The organism is Luteolibacter sp. Populi (assembly GCF_040801775.1).
Taxonomy (GTDB): Bacteria; Verrucomicrobiota; Verrucomicrobiia; order Verrucomicrobiales; family Akkermansiaceae; genus Haloferula.
The window spans coordinates 2,783,326-2,797,615 of the sequence record NZ_CP161812.1 but is presented as its reverse complement, the minus strand read 5'-3'; the positions used below and the strand labels follow the sequence as shown (position 1 = coordinate 2,797,615).

Genomic DNA, 14,290 nt, shown 5'->3' with positions numbered 1-14,290 from the left:
CTCGAGATACATTCCAATCCTCTTCTGGAACCCAAATGAAGCGTCCTGAACTTCAAATTGCCTATCGCAACGGGCGCGTGGTCGCCATCCGGCCCCGCGAGCCCGAAGCCATGCCCTTGGGCCCCTTGGCCCGTGCCACCGGATTCAAGGTTAGCCCGCTCTGTGCGCGCTTCAATCTCTCCGACCGCCAGTTCCACCGCACCTTCAACGAGTCCCTCGGCATCAGCCCGAAGGACTGGCTGCGCCGCGAACGCATGGTCCAGGCCCGCCAGCTCCTGCTCGAGGGCCTGCCCATCAAGACCGCCGCCGCCGAACTCGGCTTCCCTTCCACCAAGGACTTCAGCCGCGAGTTCCAAGCCTTCTACGAAGTCAGCCCCACCGACTTCCAGCGCCGCCACGACGCCGACCGCGACCGCCGCCTCGAGTAGCAGGAGCGGGCGCGTCGCGCGCCCCAAGAACGGTCCCTTCAAGCCCGCCACCAAGGGTAAGTAGTCCCGCCTTCAGGCGGACGAAGGACGGGAATACCTTGGTTCACCGGCCCGTCCCCGGAACGGAAGCCGCGCAGTGATGCCTCGCGGACGGCTCTTCCCCTGGGAGCTCGGAGCCACCCGGCCCGGAGAATGGTCCCTCGCTGCCGTGGACACGCAAAGGTAGGCAGCCAAGCAACGGCGCTCTCCGCCACGCGATGTATAACGCTGCCGCGGCTGCTTCTGCGGGGCAATGCCTCCGCGCTCCCAGGCGCTGACACGTTAGGCCAATACAATGTGGCTAACCGGCACGGCTGCGCCGCTGCAGCATCGAGTTTCAGTCCGCCACAAGGGTCAGGCGATGGCCCGACGATCCTCGTGGCGGCTCTTCTGGCCTCGCACCCGTCCCCCCATCAAAACCGGTAACTCACCGACATATTCACCGCCTGGTTGAACGTCTCATACTCCCCGTTCACCGTCGGGTTCAAATTCCCCGTCACCGTCCGTCCGCCGTTGTAGGCGAAGTGATACCCGGCAGCCCAACCGTACTTCTCCCCGCGGTAACCGAAACCGACGCTACCCAAGTGCAGGTCCGAATCCGGATTCAGCGGCGTGAAGGTCTCGTCCGGCACCGAGTTCTCGCTATAGATATATCCCGTGCTCACGAAGTAGCCGCCACCCAACTGCCGCGTCACCCCGAACTCATACATGAAGCTCGACTTGTAGCGGAAGGGGAAGACCTGGTTCCCGCCGAAGGTCCCCACGAAGACCGAGTCGTTCACCTGGTCCCAGTCCGTCCAGTCCAGGTTGAACTCGAAGTTCCAGTCCTCCGTCGGCCGGAACGAAATCCCGCCCACGATGTACTGCGGGAAGTGCAGCGAGGCCTCCGTCGGCGTCCCGCCACCGAAGGGCGGCACCGGTGCCGTGATCGAGCGACCCTCGAAATCGATCTCCGTCGGCGAGCGGTAGTTCAGGCCCAGCGACCACTTCTCCGCCGGCTGCCACAGCGCACCCAGGTTGAAGCCCGCCGCATAGCCTTTCCCCTCGACTTGGAATTCATCGAATTTCGGCACCAGCCCGATCCGCCGCTCCAGCCGCACGTCTCCGCGGTTCAGCGTGATCCCCGCCGCGATCGAGAAGCAGGGCGCGATCTCCCACGCGATCACCGGGTTCACCGTGACATAAGCCAGCTCGGCATCCTGCGCCGCGGTCGGGAAGGGCGTGTTACGTCCGTAGTCGATCCCCAGGCCATATGGTGCATACACCCCGAGCCCGAAGGAGAAGTCCGATTCCGCAGGTGAATACGTGTAGTAGATCTGCGGCACGTATTGCATCGCCGTTTCCGTGCTGGCGGAGCCACCGCCCGGAGAATGGAAGTTTACGTCGGTCGAGATCGCATACACCCCCACGCTGAAGTTCGCCCCTTCCAGTTGGGTGATCCCCGCCGGGTTGTAGTAGATTGCCGAGGGATTGTCCGCGGTCGCGGCGAAGGCATTGCCCCGCGCGATCCCCTCCGGATCCTGGTTCGGCAAGCGGTAGCCGACGGCATGGGCGGCGGGCGCGGAAAGAATCGTGAGAAGGCCGCCCGCAAGCAAGCGGGAGGAAAGTGGGCGCAGGGTCGTGTTCAATGGCTTGTCGGGGTTATACCGGGAAGCCGAGTTCCACCTCGCGCACCCAGCGGTTCATGAATTCTTCCGGTACTTCGCGCGCCGTCGTCAGGTTCGGGTGCACATGCAGGGTCAGGCTCAGCCGGCCTTGGAAGGTCACGCAGCCGGCTCCGATCATTTGCGACTCCAGCACCGGCGGCGCGAATAGCCAGTCACCCTGGCAATCCGCCGCATCGATCCGCTTGTCCGGATCCCACACGCCCAGGTTCGAGAAGCCGCCCAGGTTCCACTGCGTCGTCGCACGGTCCGCCAGGATCAGCTTCTTCTTCAGCGCAGGAGAGGAAAACTTGCTCGCGGTAAAGGCCATCCAGTGCCCGCAGTGCTGCCCGCTCTCCAGGTTCTCGTAAATCTGCCGGTGCACCTCCTGCATCCCTTCCGAAGCGAAGATGCGGATCCCGATGTAGGTCGAGTGATTCTCCGTGTCCGCCGGTTGCTCCACCTTCCCCCGCAGGTTCACCGGGATCATCCACGGGACCGCATTCGACGGGTCCATCAGGAAGGGCCGCACGGAGCGGTCCAGATACTTCAGCAGCATCGTGTTCACCGTCACCATCGCATTGCGCGCGGACTGCCGGATCTTGAGCGTCTCCTCTTCGCTGAAGACGTGCCAGGCCACCGCAGCGGGCGGCTGGTTTGGTGGTGGTGGCGGTGGACCCTCCGGCATCGGCTTCCACTGCAGCCGCCTCCGCGGCCCCATCATCGCCGGCACGACTTTCAGAAAGGACCACCAGTTGAGCGGTGCCGGGTGCGTGATCATCGGCAGGTCGCCCACCTCGCCGCCGCGCTCGCGCAGCAGCTTCGCCAGACCGCCGATCCCGTCGTAGTCCGTGTGCTCCAGGAAGTGCCATTCCGGCTCGCTCGTCCCCGGCTTGATCTGCCCGAAGCGGATCTCGATGCAGTCGCCCAATTCCTTCAGGGCACGGAACCAAGGCCGGATCGGATCGGAGTTGTCGTTCGGACCTTGCGGGGCAGACATTTAACCTATGCTTATATATTTGGAATTCCCGGTGCGATCAAAAAATCTGCCCCTGCAAAATATGCACCCTGTTCATTCTCCGCTCCTTTTCGCGGGGTCGAGAAGTTTCCGGATCATTTCCCTGCCGGCCTCCGGCTCGCGCTGTATTTTCATGTACGACCCCTGTAATGCTTGGCCGGTTATCACCGCTTTCTTACGCGATCAGCGCGATTTACGTAGGTGCCGCTCGGGAGATTGAAAGGTGGCCCGCACAACCGGAGGCGCAGCCGGAGATAGCCCCGCACTTTGATTTCAGATCCGGAGCAATCGAGTGGTCCCCGACAGCCCGCCGCCCCTGCAAGCTTTCGCAACGCAATGGTAACCGCAGAGGCGCAAAGGTCGCGGAGGAACGCAGAGCAGGACAATCGGGCGGTTTTGTTCGCCTCCCAGATCCCAGATCCCAGATCCCAGATCTGAAATTTGAAATTTGAGATTCTTCGTCTTCCGCCTTTCCACTGATCACTGATTACTGATCACTGATCACTCGGCACTCTGCCTTTCTCCGCCTTCCCTGAAAACTGAACACTGAAAACTAGCAAACTCGTTCGATCTCACGCACCAGCCATCCGCCCCGGATCAAGCGCCTCCTCCAGCTCTCCCGCGCTGATCCCCAGCTCCCCCAATCGCTCCCCGCACAACTCCCGCACCGTCCGGCCCGTCGCCACCGATTCCTTCGCGATCGCCGCCGCCTTGTCATAACCGATCGCCGGCACCAGCGAGGTCACCATCGACAGCGAATACTCGATCAGTTCCCGACAGCGCTCATCGTTCGCCTCGATCCCCTCCACACACTTCGTTCGCAGGGCTTCCGCCGCATTTGCCAGCAGCCCGATCGACTCCAGCAGGCAGGCCGCGATCAAGGGCATCGAAACATTCAACTCCAGATACCCGCCGGCGCCGCACCAGCTCAGCGTCGTCTGGTTCCCCGCCACCCGCGCCGCGACCATCGTCACCGCCTCCGCGATCACCGGGTTCACCTTCCCCGGCATGATCGAGGACCCCGGCTGTGTCGCCGGCAGTTTGATCTCTCCGATCCCACAGCGCGGACCCGAGCCCAGCAAGCGCAGGTCGCACGCAATTTTGTGCAACGAAACCGCGATCGTCGCCAGTTGCCCGTGCGCTTCCACGCAGGCATCCTTCGCCGATTGCGCCTCGAAGTGGTCCTCAGCTTCTCTCAGCTCCAGCCCCGTCCGCTCCGCGATTTTACGGATCGTCCGCGCCGCAAATTCCGGATGCGCGTTCAAGCCCGTCCCCACCGCCGTCCCGCCCAGCGGCAGCTCGGCCAGCGCCGCCAGCGCCTTCGACGCTCGCACCGATGCCAGCGTCGCCTGCCGTGCCCAGCCGCGGAATTCCTGGCCCAGCCGCACCGGTGTCGCATCCATCAGGTGCGTCCGCCCGATCTTCAGCACCCCGTGGAATTCCTCCGCCTTCGCCTCCAGCGCCGCCGCCAGCGCCTCCAGCACCGGCATCAGATTCTCCTTCAGCGCCAGCGCCGCGGAGAGATGGATCGCGGTCGGAAAAGTGTCGTTCGAGGACTGCCCCAGATTCACGTGATCATTCGCATGGACCGTCACTCCTCGCTTTTCGCAGAGGTGCGCGATCACCTCGTTCAGGTTCATGTTCGTCGAGGTCCCGGAGCCGGTCTGATAGATATCCACCGGGAAATGCCGGTCGTGCAATCCGCCCGCGATCTCCTCCGCCGCCGCTGCGATCGCCTCTGCCGCCGCCGCCTCCAGCAGGCCCAGCCCGGCATTCGTCGCCGCCGCCGCCCCCTTGATCAGCCCGTAGGCATGAATGAATTTCGGCGGCAGCGGCACCCCCGAAATCGGGAAATTCTCCACCGCCCGCGCCGTCGATGCCCCGTAAAGCACCTCCGCCGAAACCTCCATCTCGCCCATCGAATCACGCTCGGTTCGGGTCTCCTTCATCACCGCAACCTGCCAGATCCCGCCGCGAAATCACGGGCGATTCCGCATTTCAAACAACTCCGCTCAAAAAAGTGAGACACAAATCCGCCCCGCGGCGGTTTTTACGGCACTGACCGGCGGAGACAGGACTTGCTGGAGGGACATTCCCCCCACAGGTTCTCCCCGTCGTCGTCCGATCCATCCCCAAGTAATCCCATGCGCCTGTTCGCACTACTCTTCCTTCTCTTTTCCGCCGCTCCGGGCTTCGCCCAAGAAAATCCGGGCAAACCTACCAATTTCAGCGCCGTGGCAGGCTCGGCGAAGTCCGTCGTCCTGAAGTGGACCGCCCCGGCGGTCACGACTGAGGATCCGGCTCCCAATGGATATTACGTGTACCGGGTTCTCGCTCCGTCCGGAACCCCGGAACGGATTACGTCCTTCAATCAGCTAGGAGCTAACGCCACGACCTTCACCGACAGTTCCGCAGTGCTGGTAGCGGGAAACAGCTACATCTACACCGTCACGGCGTACATCGGAACTGTTGAAACGGCCACCTTGGAAGGCCCCCCCACGGACCCGGCAACCGTGACGCCCGTCGACAGCCCCGATCGCCCCTCGGGCCTGCGCGCCTCGGACATTTCTCCGACCAGCATCAGGCTCACTTGGAACCCGGTCGAGGGTGCTGCAAGCTACATCCTGCTCCGCGAGTTCGAAGATGATCTCGAGGAATTCGAGATCGAAGAAGGTACCACCTACAACGACACCGGCCTGACCCTCAACACCACCTATACCTACACGCTCATCTCCGTCTCCGCGACTGGCGAGGAGAGCGAGGAATCCCTGCCCCTCTCCGTCACCACCTTCGGCGACGGATCCGGCAAGACCGCCATCTGGGGCCGGCGCTTCCGCCAGATCGATATCAATGCCGACGGCCAGTTGACCTTCGGCGAGTACATGGCCGGTCACGGCGGCCGTCTCGCATGGGTCATCGTCAAGAACCGCTTCGATTCCTTGAACACGGACGAAACTCCGACCGTCAACCTCGCCGAATACGCCAAGGGCTTCGCCGGGAAGAAGTTCCGCGCACCGTCCAAGGCCCGCCAATTTTACCTCGCGGACCATTCTCTGCTCGAAGAGGGCGACATTCCCGACGGTGAACTCGACGTCGAAGAATACGCCAAGATGCGCCCCGCCCGCACCAATCCGATCAAGATCCAGAAGTCCTTCGACAAGCTCAACAAGGAGGACACTGATGGCCTCACCCCCGACGAACTCAAGATCCGCAACTACGTCGATCCCGACCTCGAAGGGCAGGAAGAAGAGGAGGAACCAGCTACACCCTAACCATGGATGGGGCGTCTGCCCCGATCCGATAAGGCGGCATCCCGCCGCCGCTTCAACTTTCAAGGGCTCGCTGGCAAACCGCCGGCGAGCCCGTTTTCGTAAGTGCGTGGCAACGATCGCGGCGCAGCCGCCTTGGACTGCTGCGGCTCGCCGCAGCCTTCGGCAGGCAGCTCGCTGCCGTGAAGCACCTGAGATGCGGACACCACCTTTCGTCCGCGGCTAGGAATACCCCATCGCTTCGCTCCTGCAGCAGGCTCTGCCGTGGCATGCGGCAGGCTCTACTCGCTTTCCACATTTCGCGTGGATCCCATTCAAATGCCCTGAAAGGGCAAACGTCGATAGCCCGGGGCAAGCACCGCGCAGCCCCGGATTGTCCGACCCGGCAACGCGCCCTGAAGGGGGCGCACGTAGGCCAGTGATTCCAAGGGTCCCGCCCTTCCCACCACTGATCACCGATCACTCGGCACTCTGCCTTTTCAACCCCACCTTCACCACCTGCCCACTCTCAAAGCCCTTCAGAGCCCCCTTCTTCTTCGCCACGTTCACCGTGCCGAAAAGATGCGCCAGACCCGGCGTCTCCGTCCAAGGATACTCGCTCTGCACGAAGATCCGCACCTTGCCCTTCGAGCCCGCGATCGCGACACCGGCGATCTGGAACTCGCCGCCCGTCGGCGAAACGCCAACACCGGTCACCTCATAAATGTGCGGCAGCTCGCTGCCTGAAATCTGATAGACCTCTGCCAGCCGGGTCTTCTTGCCCACTGCCACCGTGCCGTTCCACACGCCGCTCAGATCCTGGGTGACCTTCTCGCGCATGCCCTTGAAGCTGAAATTGCCATTGCTCGCGCTGATCTTCCCGGAGATCGCCTTCGCCGTGACCTTGCCGCTGATCGTGCCGGTCACATCCTCGCCATTGATCCACTCCTCATAGACCGCGCTCAGCCGGCCCTTCTCATCCATCTCCCAAGTCCCCGAAATCGAGAACACCCCGAAGGACTTCGCGCTCACGCCATAGGCCGTGAAATCCTGATCCTCTTCAAACGTCACATAGGCGATGCCTTGATCGGCACCGGCCAGATTGACCTCCCAGGTGCCAACCGGGGAAGGAGCAGGAGCAGCCGCCAAAGCGGACATTGGGGCAAGCAGCATCAAGGCCGCAGTAAGCAGGGGAAATTTCATCGGCAGGGGGATTGGGGGTAGAAACAGCGCCGCCGATAATGCCTGAGGCCTCCTTAATTTCAAGCATTCCCAACCCACGCAATCGCGTAGCCCAAGGAGAGGGCGTCCCGCGCCCCGATCCCTTCGGGACGCAGAGCTATCCCCATCACACGCACACCGGACACTCGTTGATCTTCTTGAAGAAGTCGTTCCCCTTGTTGTCCACCAGGATGAAGGCCGGAAAATTCTCCACGCGGATCTTCCACACCGCCTCCATCCCCAGCTCGGGATACTCCACCACCTCCTGGCTCTTGATGTGCTCCTTCGCCAGCAAGGCCGCCGGGCCTCCCGCCGAGCCGAGATAGAAGCCGCCGTGTGCCTTGCAGGCATCCGTCACGGCCTGCGAGCGGTTGCCCTTGGCCAGCATCACCCGCGAGGCCCCATGGCTCTGGAAAAGGTCCACATACGAATCCATCCGCCCCGCCGTGGTCGGCCCGAAGGACCCGGAGGGATAGCCCGCCGGAGTCTTCGCCGGACCGGCGTAATACACCGGGTAGTCCTTGAAATAATCCGGCAGCTCGCCGGTCTCATCCAGCCGCTCCTTGAGCTTCGCATGCGCGATGTCCCGCGCGACGATGATCGTGCCGCTCAGCGAAACCGCGGTGGTCACCGGATACTTGCCGAGCGTCGCGAGCGTCTTCTCCATCCCCAGGTCGAGGTCGATCTCCACGCCCTTGAACTTCCAGTCGCGATACTTCTCTGGGATGAAGCGGCCCGGGTCCTTCTCCAGCTTCTCCAGGAAGATCCCGTCCTTCGTGATCTTCGCCTTCGCCTGCCGGTCCGCCGAACACGACACCCCGATCCCCACCGGACAGGAAGCCCCGTGGCGCGGCAGGCGCACCACCCGCACGTCCAAAGCAAAATACTTCCCGCCGAACTGCGCGCCGATCCCGATCTGCTGCGCCAGCACCAGCAGCTCCTTCTCCAGCTCCACATCGCGGAAAGCCCGGCCATGCTCGTTACCGCTGGTCGGCAGCGCATCGTAGTAGCGCGTGGAGGCCATCTTCACCGTCTTCAGGCAGGTCTCCGCGGAGGTCCCGCCGATCACGATCGCGAGGTGGTAGGGCGGGCAGGCCGCGGTGCCGAGGGAGCGCATCTTCTCGACGCAGAATTCCTTGAGCCGCTTCGGGTTCAGAAGCGCCTTCGTCTCCTGATAGAGGAAGGTCTTGTTCGCCGAGCCGCCACCCTTGCTGACGAAGAGGAATTTGTAGGCCTCGCCCTCGGTCGCGTAGAGGTCGATCTGCGCCGGGAGGTTGGTCTTGGTGTTCGCCTCCTCATACATCGTGAGGGGCGCGGTCTGGGAGTAGCGCAGGTTCTCCTCCTGGTAGGTCTTGTGGATGCCCTGGGAAAGCCACTCCGCATCGTCGCAGCCGGTCCAGACCTGCTGGCCCTTCTTCCCCATCACGGTCGCGGTGCCGGTGTCCTGGCAGGCGGGCAGGATGCCCTTGGCCGCGATCTCCGCGTTCTTGAGCAGCATCAGCGCGACCATCCGGTCGTTTTCCGTGGCCTCCGGGTCGTCCAGGATCGCCGCCACCTGCGCGAGGTGGCTCGGGCGCAGGGTGAAGTTGATCGCCTTCATCGCCTCGTTCGCCAGCAGCGCCAGGGCTTCCGGCGCCACCTTCAGGATCGGCTTGCCCTCGAACTCCGAGACCGAGACGTGCCCGGTGCTGAGGCATTCATACTCGGTCTCATCGGGACCGAGCGGGAAGGGATCCTGGTAAACGAAATCGGGCATGCCGGGGATTCTAGGCAGCCCCCCGGCGGCGTCCAGCCCCGGGAAGGGACCCGTGCCCCGGAACGGCACGGGGGTGGTGCCCCGAACGGCACGCCACCCGTAGCCCCAAACGGCACGCAAAGGTTATCCCTCCTAAGGGTACTTCTTTAAGGAATCACATTCTACCTTCGTCAGCGTCCATGTAGTCGAAGAAGGTGAGGACGTCGTCCCGGTCCGCCAGGCCCGACTCTGCCTTGCGCTGGACCAGCCGCTCCGCCAGGTCGTCGCGGAAGCCACGGGTCCGGATGAAGGACTGCCACCAGGCGGTCTCGCAGTCCGCGCGGGTCACGCCGTGCTCCCGGGCCCAGGCGAGGGCATCGGTGTCGCTGAGGCCGGCGCGCACTTGGTCGGCCAGGGCGGCGTAGTCCACCCCAAGGAACTGGCAGGTCCAAAGGTCACACGCGCCACCGAGGTTGGCCTGGTACTGCGGGTGGAGCTTGCCCGCGGCCATCAGCCGGACCTTGTGGCAGAGGCGCGGGAAGTAGGGGATGGACCCGATCTCGTCGCGCGGGCTGCGCGGGGTTTCGTAGGCGTCGTTCATGGCGGCAGGGTGGGGGAGGGCGGCCCGTTTATTCAAGCATCTGCGCAGGATTGCTGCTTTGCTTTTCCGAATAAATCGGTATGATGGGCGGATGCGATTCGCCCTGCCCTTGGTTGCGCTTGCCCTGGCGGTCCTGCCGGCTGCCGCGCAGCACACCGTCACCCCGCCCTGTCCGCTGCGGCTGCCGCTGTCGACGGTCTTCAAGGGTGACGCGAAGTTCCGCGCGCTGGTCATCCAGGCGGAGAAAGAGAACTGGCGGCAGCTCCCGCTCGGGGCCCGCACCATCCGCGCCGCCCGCGCGATGGTCGGCACGCCGTATGTGAACTACTCGCTGGAGGTGGACAACCGGGTCGAGAACCCGGTGGTGAACCTGAACGGCATGGACTGCTGGACCTACTACGAGAACGCCTTGGGTTTCGCCCGGATGCTGCGCTACAAGCCGGCGCCCTACGCCCCGCAGGACCTGCTGCACATGGTGGAACTCGAGCGCTACCGGGACGGCCGCTGCACCGGCGGCTACCTGAGCCGCATGCACCATTTGGAAGAAGTCTTCGCCAACAACGAGCGCCGCGGCCTCGCCACCAACATCACCCCGCGGATCCCCGGGGCGCAGCGCCTGAGCCGCCAGATCCGTGAGATGACCGTGCAGTGGAAGGCCTACCGCTACCTGCGCAACAACCCGGGCCTGCTACCGCAGATGGGTCGGATCGAGGCCCAGGTCTCCCGCCTGCCGGTCTTCCACATCCCGAAGAGCCGGGTCCGCGGGATCGAGGGCTACCTGCAGGACGGCGATATCTGCGCGATCACCTGCAATGACAACGGCAGCTACACCTCGCACGTCGGCCTGATCACCAAGATCAACGGCCGGGCCGTCTTCACCCACGCCACTTCCGACCGCGACAAGGGCCGGATGACGATCATCGACCGCCCGATCACCGACTACCTCTACCAAGGCTCGAAGCACGCCGGGATCGTGGTGGTCCGCCCGAAGGACCTGCCGCCCTCGAAGTTCTGGCAGACGCCGATGGCGACGCGGTGAGACGCTTTGCGTTGATGAACGCTCGCATCGCTTAGCTTGCCGTCAAAAGCTCTGCCGACGGTTTTTCCAATAGCCAGGTTTGCGGCTCATGTGCATCACGGCGATCACTTGAATCTCTTGGTCGCGAAGCCGGAAGACGAGGGAGTATCGGAATTTTCCCAACCTGGCCTTCCGGAATTTGCCGTCGAAGCATCGGAAGATCAGGGGCTGGGTTCTTGCCCAGACCAAGGCGTCTTCCAAGGCCTGAACAAACAGCACGCCTTGCTGGAAGTCATCGGCTTTGATGCAGGTGGCTGCGTCGAAAGCTTCGGCTTCCGCTTCCGGGTGTAAGCGGAGACGCAGCATCGCCTCAGATTGCCCGGAGACGGCTCAGGAAATCGTCGCCGTCGATGAGTTGGACTTTCCCCTCATCGATTTCCCGAGTCCGGCGGAGGAGTTCCTCATTCCATTCGCTGCTTACCTCGTGGTCATCGGGAGGAACCACCAAGCTGACAAATTCCAGCCGTTCCGAGCTGCTCAGGGCGGAGTAGCTTTCGGCCAGGCGCTGCACTTTTTCCGAGACGGGCACACCCGGAGCATAGGGGAAACAGAGGCACCGTGCCAGTGCTTTCCTCCGGTTTGCGGTCCTTCCTCCGGATGAATTCGGGCAAAAATCGTAACTTTGCCCTTGCACGGGGCCGCCCATCGGGTATTCACCGCCCCCCGAATTATGGCCAAAACGAGCTGGATCGCCCGCAACGAACGCAAGAAGCGTACCGTCGCAAAATTCTCTGACCTCCGCCACAAGCTGAAGGCGGAAAAAGACTACATCGGCCTGACGATGTTGCCCCGTGACGCCAGCCCGACGCGCTTGGTGAATCGCTGCCTTTACTCCGGCCGCCGACGTGCTTTCCTCCGCCGGTTCCGTCTGTCCCGTATCAGTTTCCGCGAGCTTGCCTCGAACGGAATGATCCCGGGCGTGACGAAGTCGAGCTGGTAAAACGGCACGCCGTCCGCTACGGTTGACGGGAGGCGGTAACCGCTCGACCTTCCGTCCTATCGATGCCTATCTACGAATATCTTTCCGAGAATCCTGAAGATCCGGAGCGATCTTGCCGCGTTTGCCGCAAGGGGTTCGAATTGCGACGTCCAATCGACCGGCCTGCGCTTGAGCAGTGCCCGCTTTGCCGCCATTCGGTGCGCAAGGTGATTTCGAAGGTGAATACCCCGCGGATCGCCAAGCCACTCTCGGTGAGCGATGCGAAGTCCGCGGGCTTCACGATCCTGCAAAAGCGGGATCAGGGCGTTTACGAGAAACTCTGAGCCGGGATGAACTTTCTTCCCGACACCTTGTTGCTTGCGGCGGAGCTTCGTACTGAATGGCCCACTCCGGGAGAGACGATGCTGTACATTTTCGGCATCGTTTTCTTCCTGTTCCTGAACGCTTTTTTCGTGGCTTCGGAGTTCGCGATCGTGAAGGTCCGGCCGAGCCAGCTCGAAGCGACCGCGAAGGACCGGCCGGCCCGGACCAAGACGGCGCTGCATGTGGTCAACCATCTGGACGGCTACCTTTCGGCCAACCAACTCGGGATCACGATCGCGTCGCTGGCCCTGGGTTTCCTAGGCGAGCCTTTCGTGGAAGCGCTGGTTTCGCCAGCGCTCTACAAACTCGGCATGCCGGTGGAGGTGGAGGTCTGGGGCAAGGTTCTCAAGCCGATCTCCGCGGTTTCATTCCTGCTGGCGATCGCTTCGTTCACCTTCCTGCACGTGGTCATCGGCGAACTGATCCCGAAGTCGATCGCGATCCGCAAGGCCGCGGCGACGACGCTGCTGTTGGCGGGGCCCCTGCACGTTTTTTACAAGACCTTTCAGATTGCCATCCGGATCCTCAACAACACGGCCAACTGGATCCTGAAGAAGGTGCTCAACATCGATCCGGTGGCGGAGGGGGAGCACATCCACTCTTCCGATGAGCTGGCGCTGCTGGTGGCGGAGAGCGAGCGCGGCCAGAAGGTGACCGAGACCGAGCGCGAGATACTGATCAATGCGCTGGAGCTGAACGAACTCTGGGTGCGGGATGTGATGACGCCGCGGCAGGACGTGATCGTGCTGAACACGGACGAGCCTTTCGAGCAGGCCCTGGAGGTGGCGCGGCGCAGCAAGCACACGCGCTTCCCGCTGGTGAAGGACGGCCACCTCGACAACGCGATCGGGCTGATCCACATCAAGGACATCCTCAAGCTGATCGGCTCGCCGGATCCCGATCTGATGCGGATCAAGCGCGAGCTGAAGATGGTGCCGGACACCATGCCGCTGGACATGCTGCTGAAGTTCTTCCTGAAGGAACGGGCGCACCTGGCGATGGCGGTGGATGAGTTCGGCACACCGGTCGGTCTGGTCTTTTTGGACAACGTGATCGAGGAACTGGTGGGCGATATTCAGGACGAATTCGACAACGAGCGTCCGGAATCGAACTGGATCAACGAGAATGAGTTCGTGGTCGAAGGGGCGATGACCCTCAACGACTTGGCGAGCATGGACGAGGAGCTGGAGATCGAGAGCGGCGAGGTGACCACCGTGGGTGGCTACATCACGCAGCAGCTCGGGCGCTTCCCGGAGAGCGGCGAGAGCATGGAGATCAACGGCTGGGAGGCGAAGGTCACCAGCACGGATGGCCGCCGGGTGGGGCAGGTGCATTTCCGACGGCTGGAGCCGGCGGGGGTGGCTGGGGATGCGGTGGAGGAGTTGGAGGCGTAGTGGTCCCCCTTCAGGGGAAATCACTAATCACCAATCTTCCAATCATCAATCGAAGTGGCGCTGCGCGAAGAGGAGGGCGCTGGCGCGTGGGGGAGGCGGAAAGGGCCGGCTGATGTAGGAAGCTATCGGTAGTCAGGTGCGATGGGGTTGAGGGGCACGCCCCCAGCCGGACCGCTCGGAGAGCGGGTCCCTGCCTTCCGTACGGGAGAAACCCGGGGCGCAGCTCCTCCGCACGGCGAACCGTGCCTGCGCCCCGGGAATTATCTGCTGGAAAGGTTCGTTCGCGGTGGCTGGCATTGCTGCCTGCGTTTGGTGAACCGGGGATATGGAAGCGGGGATTGGCGGGGGTGTCGTGTTAAGGACTATTTAGCCTAAACGGGAAAATAGAAAACCACGGAACACACGGAATACACGGAAGATGAACCGCTTGCGTGGGAGTTGGAACGCATCCTTTGGGTGTGCGGCATCAACAGCTCAACTCTTTTGCTTTCCGTGTGTTCCGTGTATTCCGTGGTTCTCATTTCGGAATTCAGGTTTAGGTGATTGGGTGATTGGGTGATTGGGTGATTGGGGTGCTAGATC

General features: G+C 62.9%; 14 protein-coding genes. 6 read left to right on the top strand and 8 right to left on the bottom strand.

From position 1 onward, the window contains the following. Positions 1 to 35: 35 nt before the first annotated feature. Positions 36 to 428: a helix-turn-helix domain-containing protein gene (locus tag ABWK72_RS11165; protein ID WP_367874872.1), complete on the top strand. Its 393-nt coding sequence runs from the start codon at positions 36 to 38 to the stop codon at positions 426 to 428. A gap of 452 nt (positions 429 to 880) precedes the next feature. On the opposite strand, the gene ABWK72_RS11160 is transcribed toward ABWK72_RS11165, so the two are convergent. The 3 genes from ABWK72_RS11160 to ABWK72_RS11150 form a co-directional block, all read right to left on the bottom strand. Continuing rightward, a complete protein-coding gene (locus tag ABWK72_RS11160) occupies positions 881 to 2,095 on the bottom strand; it encodes an OmpP1/FadL family transporter (protein WP_367874871.1) in 1,215 nt (404 codons plus the stop codon). 13 nt (positions 2,096 to 2,108) lie between these two features. Then, on the bottom strand, positions 2,109 to 3,110 hold the full coding sequence (locus ABWK72_RS11155; protein WP_367874870.1) for a hypothetical protein: 1,002 nt from the start codon (positions 3,108 to 3,110) through the stop codon (positions 2,109 to 2,111). A 590-nt stretch (positions 3,111 to 3,700) separates the two neighbouring features. Continuing rightward, positions 3,701 to 5,077 carry a class II fumarate hydratase gene (locus ABWK72_RS11150; RefSeq protein WP_367874869.1) on the bottom strand — a complete coding sequence of 459 codons (1,377 nt, stop codon included), beginning with the start codon at positions 5,075 to 5,077 and terminating at the stop codon, positions 3,701 to 3,703. Positions 5,078 to 5,272: 195 nt separating this feature from the next. Between ABWK72_RS11150 and ABWK72_RS11145 the strand changes: the two genes are divergently transcribed. Beyond that, a complete protein-coding gene (locus ABWK72_RS11145) occupies positions 5,273 to 6,400 on the top strand; it encodes a fibronectin type III domain-containing protein (protein WP_367874868.1) in 1,128 nt (375 codons plus the stop codon). 456 nt (positions 6,401 to 6,856) lie between these two features. Here the strand turns inward: ABWK72_RS11145 and ABWK72_RS11140 are convergent, their stop codons facing one another. The 3 genes from ABWK72_RS11140 to ABWK72_RS11130 all read right to left on the bottom strand — a co-directional run bounded on the left by ABWK72_RS11140 (position 6,857) and on the right by ABWK72_RS11130 (position 9,933). Then, entirely contained in the window at positions 6,857 to 7,579 is a 723-nt protein-coding gene (locus ABWK72_RS11140) for a hypothetical protein (protein ID WP_367874867.1), read from the bottom strand. A 145-nt stretch (positions 7,580 to 7,724) separates the two neighbouring features. Beyond that, positions 7,725 to 9,362, bottom strand: coding sequence for a fumarate hydratase (locus ABWK72_RS11135; protein ID WP_367875333.1), 1,638 nt, complete (start codon positions 9,360 to 9,362; stop codon positions 7,725 to 7,727). Between the two features lie 145 nt (positions 9,363 to 9,507). Continuing rightward, on the bottom strand, positions 9,508 to 9,933 hold the full coding sequence (locus ABWK72_RS11130; RefSeq protein ID WP_367874866.1) for a DUF5069 domain-containing protein: 426 nt from the start codon (positions 9,931 to 9,933) through the stop codon (positions 9,508 to 9,510). Positions 9,934 to 10,024: 91 nt separating this feature from the next. On the opposite strand from ABWK72_RS11130, the gene ABWK72_RS11125 reads away from it, so the two are divergent. Further along, positions 10,025 to 10,972 carry an N-acetylmuramoyl-L-alanine amidase-like domain-containing protein gene (locus ABWK72_RS11125; protein ID WP_367874865.1) on the top strand — a complete coding sequence of 316 codons (948 nt, stop codon included), beginning with the start codon at positions 10,025 to 10,027 and terminating at the stop codon, positions 10,970 to 10,972. Positions 10,973 to 11,014: 42 nt separating this feature from the next. Here the strand turns inward: ABWK72_RS11125 and ABWK72_RS11120 are convergent, their stop codons facing one another. Continuing rightward, entirely contained in the window at positions 11,015 to 11,317 is a 303-nt protein-coding gene (locus ABWK72_RS11120; RefSeq protein WP_367874864.1) for a type II toxin-antitoxin system RelE/ParE family toxin, read from the bottom strand. A gap of 4 nt (positions 11,318 to 11,321) precedes the next feature. Next, positions 11,322 to 11,540, bottom strand: coding sequence for an addiction module protein (locus ABWK72_RS11115; protein ID WP_367874863.1), 219 nt, complete (start codon positions 11,538 to 11,540; stop codon positions 11,322 to 11,324). Positions 11,541 to 11,681: 141 nt separating this feature from the next. Here ABWK72_RS11115 and rpsN point away from each other — a divergent pair, with 141 nt between their 5' ends. The 3 genes from rpsN (at position 11,682) to ABWK72_RS11100 (ending at position 13,708) form a co-directional block, all read left to right on the top strand. Further along, on the top strand, positions 11,682 to 11,951 hold the full coding sequence (gene rpsN, locus ABWK72_RS11110) for a 30S ribosomal protein S14 (protein WP_367874862.1): 270 nt from the start codon (positions 11,682 to 11,684) through the stop codon (positions 11,949 to 11,951). A 62-nt stretch (positions 11,952 to 12,013) separates the two neighbouring features. Then, positions 12,014 to 12,274: an FmdB family zinc ribbon protein gene (locus ABWK72_RS11105; RefSeq protein ID WP_367874861.1), complete on the top strand. Its 261-nt coding sequence runs from the start codon at positions 12,014 to 12,016 to the stop codon at positions 12,272 to 12,274. A gap of 6 nt (positions 12,275 to 12,280) precedes the next feature. Continuing rightward, positions 12,281 to 13,708 carry a hemolysin family protein gene (locus tag ABWK72_RS11100; RefSeq protein WP_367874860.1) on the top strand — a complete coding sequence of 476 codons (1,428 nt, stop codon included), beginning with the start codon at positions 12,281 to 12,283 and terminating at the stop codon, positions 13,706 to 13,708. Positions 13,709 to 14,290 lie beyond the last annotated feature (582 nt).

Bases quoted from the DNA above. Each gene is read 5' to 3' on its own strand.
- ABWK72_RS11150 (WP_367874869.1), bottom strand. From the start codon at position 5,077: ATGAAGGAGACCCGAACCGAGCGTGATTCGATGGGCGAGATGGAGGTT.
- ABWK72_RS11155 (WP_367874870.1), bottom strand. From the start codon at position 3,110: ATGTCTGCCCCGCAAGGTCCGAACGACAACTCCGATCCGATCCGGCCT.
- ABWK72_RS11105 (WP_367874861.1), top strand. From the start codon at position 12,014: ATGCCTATCTACGAATATCTTTCCGAGAATCCTGAAGATCCGGAGCGA.
- ABWK72_RS11100 (WP_367874860.1), top strand. From the start codon at position 12,281: ATGAACTTTCTTCCCGACACCTTGTTGCTTGCGGCGGAGCTTCGTACT.
- ABWK72_RS11165 (WP_367874872.1), top strand. From the start codon at position 36: ATGAAGCGTCCTGAACTTCAAATTGCCTATCGCAACGGGCGCGTGGTC.
- ABWK72_RS11145 (WP_367874868.1), top strand. From the start codon at position 5,273: ATGCGCCTGTTCGCACTACTCTTCCTTCTCTTTTCCGCCGCTCCGGGC.
- ABWK72_RS11120 (WP_367874864.1), bottom strand. From the start codon at position 11,317: ATGCTGCGTCTCCGCTTACACCCGGAAGCGGAAGCCGAAGCTTTCGAC.
- rpsN (WP_367874862.1), top strand. From the start codon at position 11,682: ATGGCCAAAACGAGCTGGATCGCCCGCAACGAACGCAAGAAGCGTACC.
- ABWK72_RS11125 (WP_367874865.1), top strand. From the start codon at position 10,025: ATGCGATTCGCCCTGCCCTTGGTTGCGCTTGCCCTGGCGGTCCTGCCG.
- ABWK72_RS11140 (WP_367874867.1), bottom strand. From the start codon at position 7,579: ATGAAATTTCCCCTGCTTACTGCGGCCTTGATGCTGCTTGCCCCAATG.
- ABWK72_RS11130 (WP_367874866.1), bottom strand. From the start codon at position 9,933: ATGAACGACGCCTACGAAACCCCGCGCAGCCCGCGCGACGAGATCGGG.